Source organism: Bacillus sp. FSL R9-9492, assembly GCF_038007365.1.
Lineage (GTDB): Bacteria > Bacillota > Bacilli > Bacillales > Bacillaceae_G > Bacillus_A > Bacillus_A mycoides.
Genome location: NZ_JBBOXC010000001.1, coordinates 1,727,972 through 1,747,298, shown reverse-complemented (window position 1 = coordinate 1,747,298; position 19,327 = coordinate 1,727,972). Strand labels below are relative to the sequence as shown.

At 35.3% G+C, this 19,327-nt stretch carries 21 protein-coding genes; 5 read left to right on the top strand and 16 right to left on the bottom strand.

The annotated features are described in order from the left end of the window. Nucleotides 1-28 precede the first annotated feature (28 nt). A complete protein-coding gene (locus tag MKY70_RS08925; RefSeq protein WP_341026369.1) occupies nt 29-3,343 on the bottom strand; it encodes an isopeptide-forming domain-containing fimbrial protein in 3,315 nt (1,104 codons plus the stop codon). Nucleotides 3,344-3,782: 439 nt separating this feature from the next. On the opposite strand from MKY70_RS08925, the gene MKY70_RS08920 reads away from it, so the two are divergent. The 5 genes from MKY70_RS08920 (at nt 3,783) to MKY70_RS08900 (ending at nt 6,593) form a co-directional block, all read left to right on the top strand. Continuing rightward, nucleotides 3,783-4,118 (top strand): antibiotic biosynthesis monooxygenase family protein, encoded by a 336-nt coding sequence (locus tag MKY70_RS08920; RefSeq protein ID WP_341023999.1) that lies wholly within the window; start codon nt 3,783-3,785, stop codon nt 4,116-4,118. Nucleotides 4,119-4,120: 2 nt separating this feature from the next. Next, a complete protein-coding gene (locus MKY70_RS08915; RefSeq protein ID WP_341074490.1) occupies nt 4,121-4,702 on the top strand; it encodes a dienelactone hydrolase family protein in 582 nt (193 codons plus the stop codon). 23 nt (nt 4,703-4,725) lie between these two features. Continuing rightward, nucleotides 4,726-5,085, top strand: coding sequence for a hypothetical protein (locus MKY70_RS08910; RefSeq protein WP_088031612.1), 360 nt, complete (start codon nt 4,726-4,728; stop codon nt 5,083-5,085). 468 nt (nt 5,086-5,553) lie between these two features. Then, nucleotides 5,554-5,964 carry a hypothetical protein gene (locus MKY70_RS08905; protein WP_341023997.1) on the top strand — a complete coding sequence of 137 codons (411 nt, stop codon included), beginning with the start codon at nt 5,554-5,556 and terminating at the stop codon, nt 5,962-5,964. 41 nt (nt 5,965-6,005) lie between these two features. Beyond that, a complete protein-coding gene (locus MKY70_RS08900; protein ID WP_341023996.1) occupies nt 6,006-6,593 on the top strand; it encodes a VanZ family protein in 588 nt (195 codons plus the stop codon). An 82-nt stretch (nt 6,594-6,675) separates the two neighbouring features. On the opposite strand, the gene MKY70_RS08895 is transcribed toward MKY70_RS08900, so the two are convergent. The 15 genes from MKY70_RS08895 to fliM all read right to left on the bottom strand — a co-directional run bounded on the left by MKY70_RS08895 (nt 6,676) and on the right by fliM (nt 19,321). Beyond that, the gene (locus MKY70_RS08895; protein WP_002011981.1) at nt 6,676-6,846 is read right to left on the bottom strand and encodes a DUF3951 domain-containing protein; all 171 of its coding nucleotides are present in this window, start codon (nt 6,844-6,846) and stop codon (nt 6,676-6,678) included. 62 nt (nt 6,847-6,908) lie between these two features. Next, on the bottom strand, nt 6,909-7,220 hold the full coding sequence (locus MKY70_RS08890) for an AzlD domain-containing protein (RefSeq protein WP_002086437.1): 312 nt from the start codon (nt 7,218-7,220) through the stop codon (nt 6,909-6,911). Beyond that, nucleotides 7,211-7,939: an AzlC family ABC transporter permease gene (locus MKY70_RS08885; protein ID WP_002086438.1), complete on the bottom strand. Its 729-nt coding sequence runs from the start codon at nt 7,937-7,939 to the stop codon at nt 7,211-7,213. The genes MKY70_RS08890 and MKY70_RS08885 overlap by 10 nt, the downstream gene beginning before the upstream one ends. Then, nucleotides 7,929-8,765 carry a TrmB family transcriptional regulator gene (locus MKY70_RS08880; RefSeq protein ID WP_341023995.1) on the bottom strand — a complete coding sequence of 279 codons (837 nt, stop codon included), beginning with the start codon at nt 8,763-8,765 and terminating at the stop codon, nt 7,929-7,931. Before MKY70_RS08880 ends, MKY70_RS08885 begins: the two co-directional genes overlap by 11 nt. A gap of 177 nt (nt 8,766-8,942) precedes the next feature. Next, the gene (locus MKY70_RS08875) at nt 8,943-10,241 is read right to left on the bottom strand and encodes an NtaA/DmoA family FMN-dependent monooxygenase (protein WP_341023994.1); all 1,299 of its coding nucleotides are present in this window, start codon (nt 10,239-10,241) and stop codon (nt 8,943-8,945) included. A 230-nt stretch (nt 10,242-10,471) separates the two neighbouring features. Beyond that, nucleotides 10,472-11,275 carry a flagellar basal-body rod protein FlgG gene (locus MKY70_RS08870; RefSeq protein WP_341023993.1) on the bottom strand — a complete coding sequence of 268 codons (804 nt, stop codon included), beginning with the start codon at nt 11,273-11,275 and terminating at the stop codon, nt 10,472-10,474. 43 nt (nt 11,276-11,318) lie between these two features. Further along, entirely contained in the window at nt 11,319-12,629 is a 1,311-nt protein-coding gene (flhF, locus tag MKY70_RS08865) for a flagellar biosynthesis protein FlhF (RefSeq protein ID WP_341023992.1), read from the bottom strand. Nucleotides 12,630-12,643: 14 nt separating this feature from the next. Next, nucleotides 12,644-14,710, bottom strand: coding sequence for a flagellar biosynthesis protein FlhA (gene flhA, locus MKY70_RS08860; RefSeq protein WP_341023990.1), 2,067 nt, complete (start codon nt 14,708-14,710; stop codon nt 12,644-12,646). A 23-nt stretch (nt 14,711-14,733) separates the two neighbouring features. Continuing rightward, a complete protein-coding gene (gene flhB, locus MKY70_RS08855) occupies nt 14,734-15,780 on the bottom strand; it encodes a flagellar type III secretion system protein FlhB (RefSeq protein WP_341023989.1) in 1,047 nt (348 codons plus the stop codon). A gap of 10 nt (nt 15,781-15,790) precedes the next feature. Further along, complete coding sequence (locus MKY70_RS08850) at nt 15,791-16,552, bottom strand: flagellar biosynthetic protein FliR (RefSeq protein ID WP_001055695.1); 762 nt, start codon at nt 16,550-16,552, stop codon at nt 15,791-15,793. 15 nt (nt 16,553-16,567) lie between these two features. Continuing rightward, entirely contained in the window at nt 16,568-16,843 is a 276-nt protein-coding gene (locus MKY70_RS08845; RefSeq protein WP_002011993.1) for a flagellar biosynthetic protein FliQ, read from the bottom strand. A 33-nt stretch (nt 16,844-16,876) separates the two neighbouring features. Next, entirely contained in the window at nt 16,877-17,635 is a 759-nt protein-coding gene (locus MKY70_RS08840) for a flagellar type III secretion system pore protein FliP (RefSeq protein ID WP_341023987.1), read from the bottom strand. Continuing rightward, nucleotides 17,632-17,952 carry a hypothetical protein gene (locus MKY70_RS08835; RefSeq protein ID WP_000121176.1) on the bottom strand — a complete coding sequence of 107 codons (321 nt, stop codon included), beginning with the start codon at nt 17,950-17,952 and terminating at the stop codon, nt 17,632-17,634. The genes MKY70_RS08840 and MKY70_RS08835 overlap by 4 nt, the downstream gene beginning before the upstream one ends. Nucleotides 17,953-17,964: 12 nt before the next feature. Then, a complete protein-coding gene (gene fliN / locus MKY70_RS08830) occupies nt 17,965-18,324 on the bottom strand; it encodes a flagellar motor switch protein FliN (protein WP_002011996.1) in 360 nt (119 codons plus the stop codon). Nucleotides 18,325-18,334: 10 nt separating this feature from the next. Continuing rightward, a complete protein-coding gene (gene fliM / locus MKY70_RS08825) occupies nt 18,335-19,321 on the bottom strand; it encodes a flagellar motor switch protein FliM (protein WP_341023985.1) in 987 nt (328 codons plus the stop codon). Nucleotides 19,322-19,327: the final 6 nt, after the last annotated feature.

Sequence of the window (19,327 nt, the reverse complement as noted above, 5' to 3'; positions counted from 1 at the left end):
GTGTCTACCATTTTTACAAACTACTAATCTATTTCATAATCTTTCTTTTTCTAAAGAAGAAGAAAGATGTAATGAACATCAATATTCCACCAATTACATAAAAAATAATTGTTCCTATGCCACCCGTTTCCGGGATAATCCATTCATTTTTATGATTTTCTATCTTTATTTTCTGTGCAGTTGTTTCTTGCGTTACATTAATTTCAATTGGCTCTTTCAAAAGCATGTATCCGTTTGGTGCTTGTACTTCTTTCAGCGTATATTTCCCTACTAATAACGCATTAGAAATCGCTATACCATCTTTATTCGTTGTTAATTCAGACACTACAGTTCCAGCTTGATTTATCACTTGAAATACTGCACCTTCTAATTTGAGATTTTCATCCTTCGCATCTACTTTCTGAATCTCAATTTTCCCAAAAGATGGTGGTATGATTAATGCTTCATTCGATACAATTTTCTTTTGATCAAATAGTAACTCCGCTTTATTTCGTATACCACCCTTTGCAGTATAAGTTTCTAAAATATCCACATCCATACTCATATCTAGCTTTGATTTAATATGCATCGTATACGATTTATTCATAAGATATTCGTAACTGCCATCTCGCTTCGGTAGTTCAATTTTCACCTTTTTCGACTGCTCATCGATTTCTGGTATAACTTGTATCTCTTCACCATTTACATTTACAAGTCTTACTTGTACTACTTTTAAAATATCTTCTAAATCATCTTGTAATACTATTTTTTCAACATTTGCTACGTCATTTCCAAAATTATAGTTTACATGCCATGTAAACTCTTCATTCTCACTTTGCAATGTTGCCTTTTCTACCTCTGTTTCATCTGTATCAGAAACCATCTTTCTTACCTTAGGTTCCTTTGCTTCCACATTCGTTTTTACATTCGGTTTTTGTGGTGGTAAATCTTCATTATCTGGTGTTTTCCCCTCAACAACCGCTATGTTCTCAATTTCTTTCGTTTTTAATGCGTCTTGCGTAACTTTCACTTTAAAAGTTACCATTCTTTCTTCCGTATCAAGCACGTCACCAAAGTTTACTTTAATTGTATTATCCTCATACGATCCTGCATCTTCGTCAACTGCGTCTGTTAGTAAATTCCCATTCACTTTCATACTACCAGCTACATACTCTACACCTTCAGGGAGTTTATCCATTAGACGCATATCTTTAATAAGTCCATTCTCCACCTTATTTCGAACTTTAATTTGATACTCAAATTCATCATTGACATGAACTTTTTCTTGCCTCATATCAATAATCTCTTTCTTTGTTTCTAGTTGTCCAGACAACGGGTCGACTGGTGTTTCAACTTCTGGCTTTTCCTTATCTGTCGAACTATCTGTCTCAACTATTGCTATATTCTTTACTTTCTTATTTGCCATTTCCGGTTTTACAACAATTTCAAACGTGATTGCTTTCTCTTCCTCGCCTTTAAGGTCGCCGAAATGAGCATAAATTGTTCCATCTTTTATATGTGCATGATCTTCATCTTCAACATCCGTTTGTTCCTTCCCGTTTATCTTTAACGTGTTTGGAACATATTCTACTCCTTCAGGAAGTTTATCCGTAATTTTAACTGATTTTAAGATAGAATCTGGCACACTATTTTTAGTATGAATTGTATATTCTAGTTTGTCGCCAACTTTCAGCGTACCACCGTTTATATCTTTAGCTAGTTTAGTAGCTACTAACTTACCGTGTTTCTCTTCTCGCTTGGGTAATACTTTAACTACTATTTTATTAGAATCGTTAGCTTCAACCTGACTTCCTGTTAACTCATCAATCCCTTGAACCACAGCAATATTAGGAACTTCTATTTCTATCTTTTCTCCCCTTAATTTCGCTTTAAATTCAACGATTGTCTCAGGTGTTTTATCCGTATAGATTCCACCTTTCGTAGCATTTGCTCCTTCACCAATTTTTATCGTTAACTTTCTTGTCTTTGCATTATAATCAACCTGTTCTGTTTGATCTCCGGCATTCGGACCAGAAATGATTTTCACCGAATCTGGTATAAATTCTAGACGCGAATCTAAAACATCTTCAATTTTTGTATCAACAGAACTCGAATTCGGTTCAATGTTTTTCACCCGTAAACGATATGTAACTTCATCACCGGGATCGTACTTTTCTTTTGTATCTATTACTTCCTTATCGATTACAAGCTCTGGTGCTGTTGCATTTACTGCAAAGGCTAATGTATTTAATACGTAATCATCACCAGATGTAGCAGCTTTTAAACGTATTTCCTTTTGATTTGGTTTAATATATCCTGCCGGTAGCTTAATTAAATCTGCATCAATCCCTAAATTATTTTTATAATCTGGGTTAAATGTACCTGGATACTTATCTCGCATATGTTCCTCATATTCAGAAATAGTGGAATTAAATATATTACCTGTCGGATTCAGCTTATCAGTAACTTCCTTCCAGGTGTTATCTGTATGAACAAAGAGTTTATCACCTTGCCAATATCTATCTCCTTGAACAGCGAAAACAGAAACTTTCGGATCTAAATCTCCAGTTTTTGAAGCAATAAAGTTTTTCATCGTGAATTCTTTTTCACCAGATCCAGTAGCTCTTTTCAATCCACCATCATAAACAGTAAATGCTTTTCTTGTTTTTGACTTATCTTTCGTGATAACTAACATATACCAACCAGCAAAAGAATAATATCCAGAATTATATGCAAGTTTTGTATTCGGATAAGGAATATTTGCTACAGTATAGCTTCCTCCTTTTGAATTAGAAGACTTCAAAAGCTCCGTAACATCTGCATAGTTAGAATAATAAGTGCCATCAATACCGAAACCATAAAGTAAACCACTTCCGTAATACGTATAACTTGGTGATACTGGAAAACTTATTCCTGACGGAGTAGTAAACTTAACTGGCGCTACATACTGCTGTTGCGTTAATTCGTAACGTGTTGAACTCCAGTATAATCCAGCCCACTCAATTTCAGCATCCTCTGGAACAGGAATATATGCCTTAGATGAATTTGTAGTTGCCGGGTCATCATCTACATCAATGAGTTCACGGGTATAGCCATTCGGTGCTGTATACGCAATATTCGTTATATCCGAATACAATGCCGTTTTCTTTTGAGCTTCAGTGGCTTTAATACCTAAATTCACATTACCAGTAGAATACATATCACCTTTATGAATGGATTGATAAGTTGGCGTATCAAAACCTTCTTCCTCTGTTATTTCTGCCTTTACCTCATCAATTGGACTCAAAAACTGTAACTGCGATAATAGTAAAAATAAACTCATAACAACTACAAATGTATTTAATATTTTTCTATTTCCTTTCATCCTATTGTGCAAAGAGTTTACCTCCTTAATTACAGTTTTTAGTATATTATTCGAATATACCTTATATCTGTTATTCTAATATAAATCTTACCATTTGTTAACAAAATATGTGATAAATCCCTAATTTTATACATTTTTATATAAAGATTTTTAGATTTACAATATTTTACTAATAATTAAAATTTGAATATAAAATAGAAACTTCGTACCTTTTCTCTCATTTATTATGTTCTATATTACGGAAAGAAGTGCCATTGTCCGCTTTCGAAAAACTACTTACAATTGACCAAACTATACAAGTAATAATGAGGGAACGTGATATTTAAAAGAAGAAAGCGTAAGTATGCTGGATTAAAATTTACAGCCTAAAAAGAAAAAAAGCCCCATGCTTCTTTTCTTTTTATTACGTGCTAAAATACTTATTAAAGGGGGAAATTACATGGGAAATGCTCCACAAAAAACGAATCATTATTATGCAGTTATATTCACTTCTAACCTTTCAAATGATACCACAGATTATAGTACCGTTGCCGAAAAAATGGAGAAACTTGCAAAGCAGCAACCTGGATTTTTAAGTGTAGAAAGCGCACGAGGTAATTCAGGACTCGGCATTACAATTTCTTATTGGGAATCACTTGAAGCAATTGAAAATTGGAAAAAGAACGCCTTACATAAAGAAGCGAAAAAAAGAGGCCGTGAGCAATGGTATGAAAACTTCCACCTGCGTATCTGCCTTGTTGAGAAAGAATATAAGTTTCATAGAGATACATTATAACTATGAAGAAAAAATTAGCTCTCGTTGTTGTACATGAAATATATGGTGTAAATGATCATATGCATCATGTTATTGACCACTTCAATACATCTCATATAGATGTATTCTGTCCTAACCTTCTACAATTACAAAGTGCATTTCATTATAGTGATGAAGAAAAAGCATATCAATATTTTATGAATCATATTGGATTTTATGGTGGGAAAGAGCACATTGAGGAACTCATTACTAACCTTTCCCATAGTTACACACATATCGGACTTATCGGTTTTAGCGTTGGAGCGACAATTGCCTGGCTCTGTAGTAACAATCCTAGAATAGATTTTATCATTGGATGTTACGGTTCCCGTATACGCAACTATGTTCATGTTTCGCCTACATGTGCTACATTACTTATTTTCCCTGAAAAAGAAACTAATTTTTCAGTATGCTCCTTAATGCAAACATTGCAGCAACAAAATAACCCTGTATTAGAAATAAAACAACTACATGGTGAACATGGATTTCTAAATCCATACTCTGAAAAATATGATGAGCACTCTACAAAACAAGTATACAATCTAATAGATTCATTTCTTACGTAAACAATATGATAAAGGAGTTTTACATGTCACTTACATTACTATTGCTCATATTCATAATAATTCCCTTCATTTCAGCATTAGCTCTCATTTTTATGACGGTTAAAAAAGGAACTTTTCTAAACCGACCATACTTACAATCATTCATCGTATGTGCTCTATTTTTTATGAATTGGATATTATATTTAACAAATTTTTATTCATTACTACCTGAGAAAGTTAGTCGATTTATATTTCTACCTATTTGGTTTTTCCTTTGCGTTTTAGGCTTTATCGTTTTCGCACGCGAATGGAAGAACAATCGTATTTTTTCCATATCTATCGGTTTTCTTTCTTTTATTAGTTTTCTATTTGGATTATTGTTGTTAGTTCTTTCGGGAATGTGACTGTGAAATGGTAGTAAAAACCTAATCACTTTATTTCAGTAACAGCTTTGACCTGAACTTGGTATAATACCAAGTTCGGGTCTATTAATTTCTCCTTAATTTTTATGTAATTATTATATCTCATCTATTTTACACTCTCTTCTTGAAATCATTCCACAGTCTTTTAAACTTAGAAATTCATAGTATCAAGGAATTGTTCAGCTGCTTTATTCTCCTCAATATACTTTTGAAGTCGTATATTCATGATCCCCATATAATCATACCAATTTTAATGAATTCATTAATCACTTTTTAACAATTGAACTATCTTATCTTAAACAAATTGAAACTATATGGCATTTTCTTAATGATTGTAAAACCATTGTAAAAATTACAAATCTTTATATCTTGTTATTTACACGTACAGTTAAAAAGATTATCCTCTTTATTGAGAAGGCCTCTCAATAATAAAATAACAGGGAGAAAAACATGAAAACAAAAATTTTTTCTATTATTACAGCTTTAACTTTAATGACATGTTTCGCTATACCAACATTAGCAGCATCTAGTAGTTACAGTTTTAAAATGGACTATCGAGTGGTGGATGGTAGTAAAAACAAACAGTTCCACACACTGTCTAAAGGAAGTGTATATATCAACGGGAGCGCATATGTACATTCTACTGATGGAGGAGCGATGGGACCTTACGATGTAAAATATACTCTGTACAGATCTGCATGGGGTTCGGACCCTAGTTATGGAACAGTTAATGGCGGCATAAATAAATCTTTCTCTGGTGCATACAATGTTGATACAAATTCAAATGAATACTACTTATTTATTTGGAAAACAAATGACGATGGACAGAATGTAAAAGGGAACGGAAAAATATTTAATTAAAATATTGCTACTAAACTATGAATATATGAGGGATTTTAAACATGCTAATTGACTTTGATGGTTTTATTCTTATTGTAGCATTTATTATATGGTTATTTTTACTCCTCTTTTTTAAGTTACACCTAAAAAAGAGGAACATGTACTTACTATTTTTTTCAATATTTTATTTGTACCTTTGTGTAGTATTTAATTATACCCAATTCCCAATTATTATAGATGAAAATATGAAAAAAGAAATTGGACAAAATGTTTGGAGAGATGCTAATTTTATACCATTCAACACGGAGCATTTCGCTATAACAACATCATTACTTAATATACTACTAACAATTCCTTTTGGCTTTGGTTTTCCTTACATAAAAAAGACGAATTTCAAACAAGTTGTTTTATTAGGAATTGTCTTAGGGTTCTTGTTAGAAAATCTACAACTTTTATCAGCACTTTATGCCGGATTCACTTTTCGATATGTCGATATAAACGATGTAATTTTTAATTGTATGGGTGTCATTTTAGGGTATGGTATATCAAAAGGCTTTACCCTTGTGTATAGAACATTTATACACAAACTTGATATTAAATTGAATTCCTTTTTAAGATATATTTATGAAACGAACAATTCCTCAACATGACTTCCCTTTTACATTAGCATGTTCTATAACGTTTTATAGAACATTATAAAGCAAGAAAAATAGAAGAAAGAAAAGCCTTCATTCAACTTTTCTTCCTTCTATTTTTACCTTTAGATTTTATTGTCATAGTTTCACAAGGTGTGTAATAAATTTGAGGTGTCGCCTTATCAACAAACATCATAAACGTAATGAAGCCGATAATAAAGAAAATAAATAACGTTAATAAAATAGCGCCTATCGTTAAAAGTATCATAACACCACCCCTATATATTTCATGTTATTACACCTTTCGCTATTATATGAGCTGAATCCTTTTTAGAAAAATAAACGTAACAAAATAATTACAATGACTCCTGTTAATACTGTTCCTAATAAACTACGAGTATATATCGCTACGAAGAATGTCGGGATTGCCGCAATGATATAATCCCACTGCACTGTCTCATGCATAAATAATACTTGTGCTAAAAGTGCTGCTAATATCGCAATTGGTATGTAATTTAACCATTTTAAACCCCAGTCTGGAATTTGTAGTTTACTAAATACGAGAAGAGGTAAAATACGTGGTACGAGTGTGACAGCTCCTGCTGCTAGTAAAAGGAATAATACGTCCAATCTTACTTCCATTTTTCAATCACCACCCCGATTGTCGCAGCTAACAGCGTTGCGATAATAACTGCTATACTATCTGGCATAAATAAGTGTGAAACGTATGCGATAATAATCGCTACAATTGCAACACTTAGATGAATGGCTAGTTTCGGTTTACTACTTATTAGCTGAAGTACAAATAATCCGATAAACATCGCTGGTAACGCATAATCCATTCCGTACGTATGAGGATCTGGTATCCACTCTCCAAAAAGCCCTCCGAGAACTGTAGCTAAAATCCAATTTAAATATGCTGTTACATTAAGTCCCATCATCCATTTCTCGCCTAAATAGCCTTTTTGTGCTGCTTGTTGCACTGCAACGCCGAAAGTTTCATCTGTAATTTGCGAACCAATTATTAAATTTTTAAAAAGAGGTATCTTGGTGAAGTAAGGTGCGAGTGCAGCACTCATTAATAAGTGACGTAAATTAACAAAGAACACAGTAAAAATAATTGCCGAGGCTGGGGCACCCGCTGCATACATACCCGCTAATATAAACTGAGCAGAACCTGCGTAAATTAATGTGGACATAAAAGCAATTTCTATGATCGAGAAACCTGCTGTTTTCGCAATAACACCAGCCGCTATACCGATGCTCAAATATCCAAATACAGTTGGTAAACAATCCTTTACACCTTGCTGAAATGAATCATCGCTCTGCAGTGTCATATGTGCTTGAGCTTTATTCACCATTATCTCCCTCCATTTCTTCTATAGTACGTTTTCCTGTTACGACATGAACTAAATCTATGTTTTCACGCCATAATGTATCTAATTTATCAGCTCCAAACTCCTTCGTAATCTCTTCCACCATAATGTCGTGCCGAACATATTCTGTAGCGACGAGAACTAAAGCTGGATCATACGTTGTAACGGCCCATGAAGTGCTATCATTTGAAAAGTTAGCAATTAATACTTCTTCCCCATCACGCGCGATAACAGTTAAATGACCACCCATTCTCTTTTCAACGACGTGAGGTGTCATATAATTATGGTGAAATGTCGCTCCTATTTTTGTTTCTGGAGCACCAAATAAAATCGAAAAAATATGTACGCCTTCCGCTTCCTTTTGATGAATGAATGGCTCAATCTCGTGCACTTGATCTTCCCATACAGAAACCCATAACTCTTCTTTTGCTCTATTAATTATATTGCATATTTCTTTCAAAACACGATCATTTGAGCGAATATGCGAAATTACATCAATTTGTCGCTCTTGTTCTAAACAATTTAATTTTCGGTCTAGAAATTCAAAGGACTTTTCAAAATCTTTTCGCATTCGATCCATTAATTCCGTAGCTGGCACTGGTACATATTTCACTGGTTCAGAAGGAACTAAATGTACTGCACCTTTATCCATTAACTTGCCAAGTACTTCATAAATCATCGAACGAGGTACGCCTGTTTGTTTACTAACTTCATAACCTGTTACTGGGGAATGTTTTAATAAACCAATATACGCTTTACATTCATACTGGGAAAAACCTAACTTTTGTAACTCCTTTATTATTTCATCCATCGGTAACCCCTCACAATTTATATAGCTCTAATTTCAAAACTACGATTTCACTTTCCATTAGTAGTTATTGCTATACCTACTAATATAAAAAAGAAGCCTCTACAAGTCAACTGACAATTCTGAATTTTCGCCCAAAATAAAAAACCTTCTTTTGAAAGGCTTTTTGTGCATAATGAATTATTTCAACTGTAGAGCATTTGATATATTACCCTCCAAATGCTCACGTAAGGTTGAACCTGTATACTCTTCTCTAAATACACCTGCTCTCACGAATAAAGGAATGACTTCACTAAAGAATAAATCCAATGATTTTGGAGGTCCCCCTGGAATTGCAATAAATCCATCTAGTGCCCCTGCTTCAAATCTTTCCATAATTTGCTTACAAACATCTTGTGGTGTGCCTATAGCGACCCAATGAGCAGAACCAACAACTTCTGGTCGTTCTAGTATTTGCTCAACAGTTGGTTCATTTTTTATGATGAAATTCCGTAATAATTCGGCATGTGTTTTACTACGTACAGCTTGATTTCTACTTGGTAGCATATGTTCAGTAACCTTACTTTCTAATGGTATCCCTCTAACGTCTAACCCGAGAACCATTTCAAGTAAAGCGTACCTCTTCTCTTTTGTAAGATGTTGATGAGCTTGCCTGTGCATTTCTAGTGCTTCTTCATATGAATCACCAATAAAGAAATATAAACCTGGCAATACACGTATATCATCTTGCTTTCGGCCATGCTTTTCTGCTCTTCTTCTTAAATCTTGGCGAAGTTCGATTCCTGATTCTACATCTGGCATTGCGGCGAAAATTGCATCCGCAACAGAAGCAGCGAAATTCCGGCCAGACTCTGAAGCACCCGCTTGAAATAAAGGCATTTCCCCAGAAATATGTTGCGGGATATTAAGTGGACCTTTCACCTCAAAATGCTCACCACGATGCTCAATTGGCTGTACCATCTCTCTAATTACATCTGCGTTGTCTTCTTTCAAAACTTCATAAGGATGACTCCTCCAAAGTTTTCTTACTAACTCTGTACATTCTGCCGCTTTCGCGTATCGTTCCTCAGATGGTGGCATCCCTGTCTCACCAAAGTTTTCAGCACCATCAATTGATGTGACAATGTTCCAACCTACTCGGCCGTTACTTATCCAGTTTAAAGATTGCAATTGCCTCGCTAGTATATATGGTGGATAAAATGATGTTGAAGCTGTCGTAACCACTCCAATTTTTTCTGTTGCATAAGCAATTGCAGTAAAAAGTAATGTTGGATCTAAAATTACATTCCCCTTATTACGTGCAATTAAATCTGGATGTGCCACTAAATAATCCGCTTTAAAAACAAAATCTAACTTCGATTTTTCTGCTTGCTTTGCTAACTCTACTTGCTCATCAATTCCCGAATCAAACTCATTCTCTTGTTCTTTCTTTCTAGAAATCAAACATAGTCCAATGCAAAGCTGTTTTTTTGTAGACATATGTACACACCTTCCCCTTATTTTTAATTCACCTAGTTAAACAAGTGATGCGACCATCACATCTTGTATTTTTTATAACACATGAAATGATTAAAGTGATATTGATAATCATTATCATTTTATGATGTAACTATAATAAAAGCAACAATAAAATGAAACTTTAATCAGAGGGGGGTTCCCCCATCGGACTTTTGCCCGATAAAAAAAAGACTCCCGCTAATGGGAGTCCTTTATCTCAATATTTCATTTGCTTCTTTTTCATAAATTTTATCAAATGAAGTCATAATACGTTGCGATGCTTGAATCATTTTTTGACTCGACATAAGATCTGCCATCTCTTTCGTCATATCTACATTTGAATTTTCTAGCATATGATTTTTCACTATCCCTGTTCCTTTCGGTAAATCAGCGATGTTACCTTCTGCTAGTGTAAAACTTTTATTTTCTCGTTGCACAAGGCGAGCATTCGTTTCTGCATCTACTGTTTTCGTTTGTAACTGTGCAATTACTATTCTCTTAATATCTGGGTCTTGCAAAGTTCCATCGTTAACTTCTCTGTAAATTTCTCCATTATTAGATACGAAGAACTCAACATTTTCAGGAATACGAATACGCTCATTATTGACATCCATAACATAAGCACCTGAAGATGTTTGTAAATAACGATCACTATTTAATGTAAAGCTACCGTCTCTCGTTAAAAATGTTTCATCATTTTTAGATGTAACGAAAAATGATGATGTGCCAGCCGCACCGTCGTCTAAAAAGAAATCTGTAGCACTATTTGTCATTTGTACATTTCCTTGTACTAAGTTCACATGCGTCGCAGCTGGTACGACAGCGTAATCGACCGAGCCGATATTTGTCGCCGATCCGTCTCCGCGGCGATATGTGTCTTGCACATCAAATACTTTAGACGTCATGTTTTCTGCTTTAAATCCTGTCGTTTGGGCATTTGCGACGTTATTCGAATGAACATTAATATGCTGCATGTAATTCATCATACCCATAGAACCTATATAAAGACCGTTCATACTCGTTTGAATAAGGCAAGTGCCTTATTCTTCACCTCTTTTCTTACGATGTTTGTAACATTTGCTTTGCTAAATGTTCAGCTGTAGCGATATGTATATGTTGCTTCACGTCTTGTCCATCTGTCATTAATACAATTGGAGCTGATGATACAGCTGGAATTTTCAACAATTCACCACTGCTCGCTGTTTCATCAAATTTCGTAAACACGATACCATCTATATGAATATCTTTAAAGTTCGTAATAATCTCAATCATGTCTTTACTTTTCATGGAAGCTGATAACGTTAAACAAATATAGTCTGGCTCTACTTGTCCCATCGTCTCAATCATCTCTTCAACTGTCTCTGACGTACGATAATTTTTACCGGCTGTATCTATTAATATATAATCGACGCGCGCTTCTTCTTTAAAATAACTGAGTGCCCTTGTCATAGCTGCTTCATCTCGCACAGCGATTACTTCTGCCCCAATTGTTTTTACGTAATCTTGTAATTGCTGCACTGTTCCAATGCGAGAGTGGTCCGTCGTAATAAAACCAACTGTTTTTCTCTTAGCATGAAACTGCCATGCCATTTTCGCAAGTGTCGTAGTTTTTCCAACACCAGTTGGACCTATTAATGCAATCGTTTGTACTTCTTTTTCAAATACGTTTTCAGTATTGAAATGAGCTCTCATATCTTCCAATATGTATCCGATGACTTCCTCTTCTGTAATCATCGTTGCATTCTCAAACTTCACTTTTAATTTTTCAGCATATGCATGAATGAAATATTGTTCCACATCGTTTTGTTCTAACATCCGAATTACTTTTTGAATAATAAATGGCACAGATTCCTGCTTTTCTTTTTTAACAACTACTTCTTCTTTCTTTACAGGAACAGCTTGTTTCACAATAGGCTGTTTTTTCGTTACTTTCGTCGCCTCCGTATGTTTCACAACGACAATCCCTTTTTCAAACAGTTGTAATAGTTTCTCTTTTTTTCTTGCCCATTCTTCACTATTTCCTGTTTGCATCGCTGCGTACGGCATAGAAGTCGTTACGTTTTCTAAATTGTGCAGTACCGATTGAATTCCATTTGCCTTCACAACTTCTTCTGAAGGTTCATTTACAACATCCATTAATTGGTCATGAAACTGAGCTATGCCTTCATTACTTTCTTCCTGTTTATCCTCAGGAAAAGCGACTAACATTTCATAATTCTTTTTCCAAAAAAACGGGATGTTTCGTTTTACACTTTCATCGACAACGTAGTAATAATCTGTACCATATTGGTCAAATAACTTTCGATACAATTCATTTTTCGAAGCTGCTTTTATTCGCATTAACGCTTCTTTTTTTTCTGTACTTTCCATTACTTCACCCCCTACTATTCAATATAAGCAATTTGATCTACAACAATTTCTGGTGCTAATTCACTAATACATAATACTTTAGCTTCTATTTGATAACGTTCAAGAAGTCTCACAATCGCAAACCTGAAATCTTTTCTGCGTGTTAATAATACTGGCTCTCTTCCCATTAAACGAGCTTGTTTGAAAACGCGCTGTACTTGCTCTACTACTCGCGTTTCTAAATCTAAATCCCAGTTTAATAAATAACCTTGGTATGAATTATTAACAACATCCGCATCTAACTCAAGCGAGTCAGCGAAGAGTGCCGCATAAATTTTTCCATCAGGATTTTTCGCACTCTCACAAATAACTTTTGAAATACATTCACGAACAAATACAGTGACACCATCAACATGGTTTTGATAAATTTCTTTCCCGTCAATAATACCTTCAATAATTGTTGGTAAATCACGGATTGAAATTCCTTCTTTCAGAAGTTGTTTAATAACATTTTGCACGAGTGATAAATCGATTTCTTTCTTCTTAATTTCTTCTAGTAAAACGCCATTATCAGTTTCAAGCGAGTTAATCAAGTCTTTCACATGTTGACGCTGAATTAACTCATGAAGATTACGTCTAACGACAACATCTAAATGCGTAATTAAAATGCTAAGCGGCTCTAACACTTGATAGCCCTTCATTTGTGCATCTTGTACCATATGCTCCAAAATCCAATATCCATCTTCACCGAAAATTGGATCTTTCGCTGGTTCTGCATCTAAATCAGCCATTACGTTCGGTGTTTTCAGTGCTAGTAAATAACCTGATTTTAAAACACCTTCAGCCGCCTTCGCACCTTTAATACGAATAATGTAACGTCCGCGTGGTCTAAAGCTCGTATTATCTTTAAAGTTAATTCCCGGAACGTTAATACCAAGGTCGGTAATAATCGACTTCCTCATAAGAACAACTTTATCACGAGCTGTTTCCCCGTTAATCTTCTGCTTTACAAGTGCCGCTAAATCTAAACCGAGCTCTACGATAATTGGATATTTATCTGTAAAGACGCCGAATGAATCTTCCACTTGTTGCAGTTGCTCTTCATCGCCTTGAATCATTTCTAATTCTTTTTGAAGCTCGTCTTCTTTTTCTTTCTTTATTCGCTTTTTATTACGAACTCCTAAGAAAACAATCGTGCCTCCAACGAGAGCAAAGGGTAGAAATGGTAACGGTGTAAAAACACCCATTGCGATAAATAAGCCACCGAGTGCATATACAACAACTTCATGCGCTAATAACTCTTTAAAGATTCCTTCAGTTACTGTATCAGATGAACCGTCAAATACTCGCGTTACGATAATACCTGTTGAAATCGCAAGCATTAACGAACCGATTTGGTTTACAATTCCGTCACCGACAGTTAACTGTGTATAGTGAATAGCCGCATCTGCAAAGCTCATTCCTTGCTGCATCATACCGACAATTAAACCGAAAATAATGTTTACGAATAAAATGACAATCCCGAAAATAACGTCCCCTTTAATGAACTTTCCGGCACCATCCATCGCTCCGTAAAACTCTGTTTCCATATTTAATTTTTTTCGTTTCGCCTGTGCATCTTTTTCTGTAATAAGACGCTGATTCAAATCAGCATCGATAGACATTTGTTTCCCTGGTAAAGAATCAAGTGTAAAACGAGCTGCTACTTCAGCTGTACGAGACGCACCGTTTGCAACGATAAACTGGAATATGATTAATACTATAAAAATAACGATACCAATTAATAAGTTCCCGCCAATTACGAACTGGCCGAACTCTTCAATAACATGACCCGCATTTCCGTCTGTTAAAATCGCTCGCGTCGTCGAAACGTTAATCGATACGCGGAAAATCCCGATTAATAACAACATCGTCGGAAATGACTTTAATTCATCCCACTCGTTAATACTTGTAGCTCGCATATAAATAAGCACTGACATACTTAGTAGAAAAACGATAACGATATCAAGTATAAATGGTGGAAGTGGAATTAAGAGCGCCACAACGAATGACGCTGCTAAAAAGATAGAAAAATAGGTTCTTGCAGAATCCATCTTAAACAAAGAGATCCCCTCCAAACGCGCTATTATACTTCAAGTTCTTTCGTTTGAATTAAATAGCGCATAACTTCAATTACAGCTACATATAAATCTTCTGGAATCGCCCTGTCTTCCTCGACTTGATAATATAAAGAACGAGCGAGCGGACGGTTCTCTACCATTGGTATTTCTTGTTCACGGGCAAGCGTTCGTATATATAATGCGAGCTCATCTTCCCCTTTTGCAACGACAATAGGCGCTGCATCAACTTGTTTATTGTAACGAAGCACAACTGAAATGTGCGTCGGGTTGTTCACAATAAACGTTGCGCCATCCATCTTCTTCGCAATTGTCCCTTGCAAGATAGCATGCATAAAGTTTTTTCGTTTCCCCTTTACTTGCGGGTCCCCTTCATTATCTTTATGCTCCCTTTTCACTTCTTCTTTTTTCATTTTAATATCTTGTTCGTACTCCCATTTTTGATAAATGAAATCAATAATAGAAAGAACGATTAAAATAATTAAAATGGCTAAAAAGATAAATTTAATTTGGCTAATAATTTCAGTAAGTGACGCTGTCCAGTTAAATCCAATCATACTAACGATTTTCTCTAAATTCTTTTTAAAGAGAACGTACGAAACGTAACCGATTAATCCCATATAAAATAGTGATTTCAAAATATCTACTAAACTTTTACGACTAAACAATCTCGTAAAATAGTTTTTCGGATTAATACGTGATGCTTTCGGCTTAAGTACTTTAGAAGAAAATAAGAAACCGACTTGAATCATATAATTGAATAAATGAAAAGCGTATACGAGTATTAATATAGGAGCTGATACTTTCAGAAGTAATATGCCCATTAAATAAAAATACTCGGTCGAATCTGTATTTTTTCCAATTTGATTAAACAGTACCGCTACGGAATTCGCAATCTCAAAACCGAGCCAATCTCCGAAGAAGTAAACGACAACTGCTAATACAAGAATGGAAAATAAATTATTTAAATCTTTACTCCGGGCGATATTCCCTTCTTCACGCGATTTTTTACGCTTCTGCGGGGTGGCCTTTTCTGTTTTATTATCCTTTGCCATGCGCGTCCCCCTACTTCGTTAAGAAAAAGTTAAATAGTTTCGTATACTCTTCCAGTAATACGTCTGTCATATTTTTAAACACATAACCGAGCATCGGTACACTCATCGCAATAAACAAAATACCACACGTTATTTTAATTACGTACGCATTCATAAAAACGTTTAATTGCGGTGCATTTTTTGCGATTAAAATAAGGACGAAATTAATAATGAATAGACTGCCCATAAGTGGCAAAGCAATTTCAACCGCTGATGTAATTGCAAATAATAACGTTGCGAGTAGACTATCTAAAAAACTAGTCGTCAACAATTTTGAAATCGCCTCTGTATATTGAAACGACTTTAAAATCGTGGCAACGAAATAGTTAATGCCGCCCAGTGAAATAAAAATAATAAGAAAAAATATATCAAAAATTGTTGATAGTAAAGTAGACTGTGATCCTGCATTTACATCAAATAAACTTGCCTGTGATAAACCGATATCAAAGTCTAAAATATGCCCTGCCATTTTCGGAATGTTCCACAGCATCTCTACAATTTTTGAAAGTGATAATCCAATTACAATTTGCGTTGCTGCATAAGCTGCTACATCCCAAACTGTCTTTATGTGAGAGACATCCACTTGATCTGCCACTGTAATCGAAAGAGCGAGTCCAAATGTAACCTTTGCCATCGCCGGAATTGATCGACCTGAGAAAAACGGTAGAAAATATAAAAATGAAGTAATGCGACAAAACGCAAAAAACGTCGCCGCCCATAATTCCATATTCATTTCAGTTCACCTATCTTAGTACGAACGCAATAGCGATGGGATTTTATCAAATAAATCTAAAATAAGCATCGTTAACTCTTGAAACATCCACGGACCTAAAATGATAATAACGAGCACAATACTCGCCATTTTCGGTAAAAACGTCAACGTTTGCTCTTGAATTTGCATCATCGCCATAATAACCGCGATAATAATAACGACAATCATACTTACAACGGCAATCGGCATTAAAATCATAACCCCTTTATAAAAAAAGGTTTGGAAAATATCTATAATTGGTGACGTATTCATTTATATGACTCCTATCACATAGCATCAAACGCTTCAGGCGACCGTCTTAAACATAATATCGACGATTTTTGTATATCCACCTAAATATACGAAAACGAGTATTTTAAATGGTAAACTTAAAATCATCGGCGGTACCATCATCATCCCAAGGTACATTAAAAGTGTACTAATAATTAAATCAATAAAGACAAACGCTAAATAAATGAACATCCCTGTAAGTAACCCCTTTTGAATTTGCGTTAACGTAAAGGATGGCACAAGCGTAAACAATGAAAGATCCTTTAAATCTTTCGGCAACTCTTCTCCACGCACTTTCAGCATCATTTTCAAATCATGCTTATACGTATGCTTCGACATATAACCTTTCATAATCGGAGCTGTCGTCTCCGCAGCTTGACTTACTGTTATTTTTTCTTTCGTCATCGGGTCCCACACATCACTCTTTAATTGACCAAGCACTGGCTGCATTGTAAACAGCGATAAAAATAATGCGAGTCCAACAAGCACTTGGTTCGGTGGTAAATTCATAACCCCAAGCCCTTGACGAGTAATCCCAAGAACAATCATAAAATAAGTAAAATGCGTAAATAAAAGAACGATAGAAGAAGATAATGATAGAAGGGTAACGAGCGCGAATAGTTGTACACTTGAATTACTCGTAAACTCTTTTCCATTTTCGAAATTAATAAAGCCGTTCGGGGCTGCATACGCTGGATTTACAAAAACAAATGAAAAAATAATAGAAAATGCGAAAATAACGGCAAATAACGATAACTGTTTCTTTATTCTCATGATGGATCCTCTACTTTTTTCGTTTCACTCTTCACCGCGTCTTCTAACGCTTGTTGAAACTGATTTCCTGTTCCTGTTAACTGCACAGATTGTACACCGTTATTACTAATAACAGTGAACACTTGCTTTCCGTCCACTTCAAATAAAAAGGCGCTCGTTTGATGATTTAAATAAACACCGTCTTTCACTTGAATGTGTCCATTTTCACCTTGCTTAAAAAACTGCTGTTTGCGCGTCTTTTTCGTCATATAATATGCACCATAGCCGAGCGCACCAAACAGTAAAACGACTTGAAATAAGGTCGTCATATACGACATATGACTCCTCCTCTACTCTTTATCCTGCATTTGATTTTGTGCCTTCATAAGCGCTGCATGTTTCTTATCAGCTTCAATTTCAGAAATAATAATGCCGAATTTCTCGTCCATTACGATTGCCTCACCAATACCGACTTTCATATCACTTAAATATACATCTACTTTATGTCCTAAATTTTTCTCTACTTCAAGAACATCGCCAACTTTTAACTGCTTCACATCACCAAGCGTAATAGATGACTTCCCAAGCTTTACTCCAAGTTCAATCGAAATGTCTGAAACGGTATCAATATGTGCCTTCCCCGCTTCATTTCGCTTCCCTGCAAATTCTTCTAATCCCATTAATGACACAGGAGATACTTCATGCTTCATATGGATCCTCCTACTCTATAAAACTTTTAAATAGGAGCGCCTTACGCGTTCCATCTTTCCCGATAAAACAATTAAATTTATGCTTTCCATCTACATAACCACGTAGTTGGTCTGAAACCTTTGTATGAAGCGGAATAATATCGCCTTCTTCAATTTGCTCAATCTCGCCCATTGTCATCTTCTGCTCACCAACCGCAACGTGAACAGGCTTGTACAATTGATTTACTTTCACTTCTACTTCAGACGTATACTTTTTACGCTTATCCGAAGAATGTTCGACAATATTTTCAGACGTTAACTTATCCATAATTTCTTCAACAGATAAGAACGGAATACCAATACGAACTGTCGTATTCCAAAACTCTGTTTTCATATTTACGTTCAATAATGAAATAATATCGCTCGCCGTCGTAATCTTCAGCGCATTCGGATCTGTCTCCGTCGTTACAAACTTCGGTTCAATCGCAACAACGCTTTCAAATGATTGCTCTAAATTTTTACAAAGAAGCAAGAATATATTATCAAGCGTTAAAAACTCAAACGCCGTTAGCGGTCTGCGCATCGTAAAGTTACGCTTACTATCTCCGCCAAGCCAGCATTCATGAATATAAATGACGAACGCTAAATCAATCTCAATAACAATTTCTCCAAGCTCTGGTAAACCGAGATCAATAACGCAATATAAATAATAATCTTTCGGCATTTTCTCTACATACTCACTCGTAAATGGAACTTGCTCAACAGTCGAAGGCTCGAGTTCAATCGGAATACGCATACGCGCTGACAACGTCTGTGACGTCTGCTTTCCAAATGTAGACGCAATTGCTTGTAAACTACGTAAATGCTCAACACCAAACTTCTCTGGTCTATTAAAATCATACTCTTGAAATTTATCTTGCTTCCCTGCTTCTTGTGCGAAAGCTGGCATTTCCTCGCCTTCATTCACCGCCTTCAGCAGGGCATCAATTTGCTCTTGGCTTAATTTTTCGCCACTCATGACAAT

Bases quoted from the DNA above. Each gene is read 5' to 3' on its own strand.
- MKY70_RS08880 (WP_341023995.1), bottom strand. From the start codon at position 8,765: ATGGATGAAATAATAAAGGAGTTACAAAAGTTAGGTTTTTCCCAGTAT.
- MKY70_RS08875 (WP_341023994.1), bottom strand. From the start codon at position 10,241: ATGTCTACAAAAAAACAGCTTTGCATTGGACTATGTTTGATTTCTAGA.
- MKY70_RS08905 (WP_341023997.1), top strand. From the start codon at position 5,554: ATGAAAACAAAAATTTTTTCTATTATTACAGCTTTAACTTTAATGACA.
- MKY70_RS08915 (WP_341074490.1), top strand. From the start codon at position 4,121: ATGAAGAAAAAATTAGCTCTCGTTGTTGTACATGAAATATATGGTGTA.
- MKY70_RS08890 (WP_002086437.1), bottom strand. From the start codon at position 7,220: ATGGAAGTAAGATTGGACGTATTATTCCTTTTACTAGCAGCAGGAGCT.
- MKY70_RS08925 (WP_341026369.1), bottom strand. From the start codon at position 3,343: ATGAAAGGAAATAGAAAAATATTAAATACATTTGTAGTTGTTATGAGT.
- MKY70_RS08885 (WP_002086438.1), bottom strand. From the start codon at position 7,939: ATGGTGAATAAAGCTCAAGCACATATGACACTGCAGAGCGATGATTCA.
- MKY70_RS08900 (WP_341023996.1), top strand. From the start codon at position 6,006: ATGCTAATTGACTTTGATGGTTTTATTCTTATTGTAGCATTTATTATA.
- flhB (WP_341023989.1), bottom strand. From the start codon at position 15,780: ATGGCAAAGGATAATAAAACAGAAAAGGCCACCCCGCAGAAGCGTAAA.
- MKY70_RS08835 (WP_000121176.1), bottom strand. From the start codon at position 17,952: ATGTCGTATATGACGACCTTATTTCAAGTCGTTTTACTGTTTGGTGCG.
- MKY70_RS08895 (WP_002011981.1), bottom strand. From the start codon at position 6,846: ATGATACTTTTAACGATAGGCGCTATTTTATTAACGTTATTTATTTTC.
- fliM (WP_341023985.1), bottom strand. From the start codon at position 19,321: ATGAGTGGCGAAAAATTAAGCCAAGAGCAAATTGATGCCCTGCTGAAG.
- MKY70_RS08870 (WP_341023993.1), bottom strand. From the start codon at position 11,275: ATGAACGGTCTTTATATAGGTTCTATGGGTATGATGAATTACATGCAG.
- MKY70_RS08850 (WP_001055695.1), bottom strand. From the start codon at position 16,552: ATGAATATGGAATTATGGGCGGCGACGTTTTTTGCGTTTTGTCGCATT.
- MKY70_RS08845 (WP_002011993.1), bottom strand. From the start codon at position 16,843: ATGAATACGTCACCAATTATAGATATTTTCCAAACCTTTTTTTATAAA.
- fliN (WP_002011996.1), bottom strand. From the start codon at position 18,324: ATGAAGCATGAAGTATCTCCTGTGTCATTAATGGGATTAGAAGAATTT.
- flhF (WP_341023992.1), bottom strand. From the start codon at position 12,629: ATGGAAAGTACAGAAAAAAAAGAAGCGTTAATGCGAATAAAAGCAGCT.
- MKY70_RS08910 (WP_088031612.1), top strand. From the start codon at position 4,726: ATGTCACTTACATTACTATTGCTCATATTCATAATAATTCCCTTCATT.
- MKY70_RS08920 (WP_341023999.1), top strand. From the start codon at position 3,783: ATGGGAAATGCTCCACAAAAAACGAATCATTATTATGCAGTTATATTC.
- MKY70_RS08840 (WP_341023987.1), bottom strand. From the start codon at position 17,635: ATGAGAATAAAGAAACAGTTATCGTTATTTGCCGTTATTTTCGCATTT.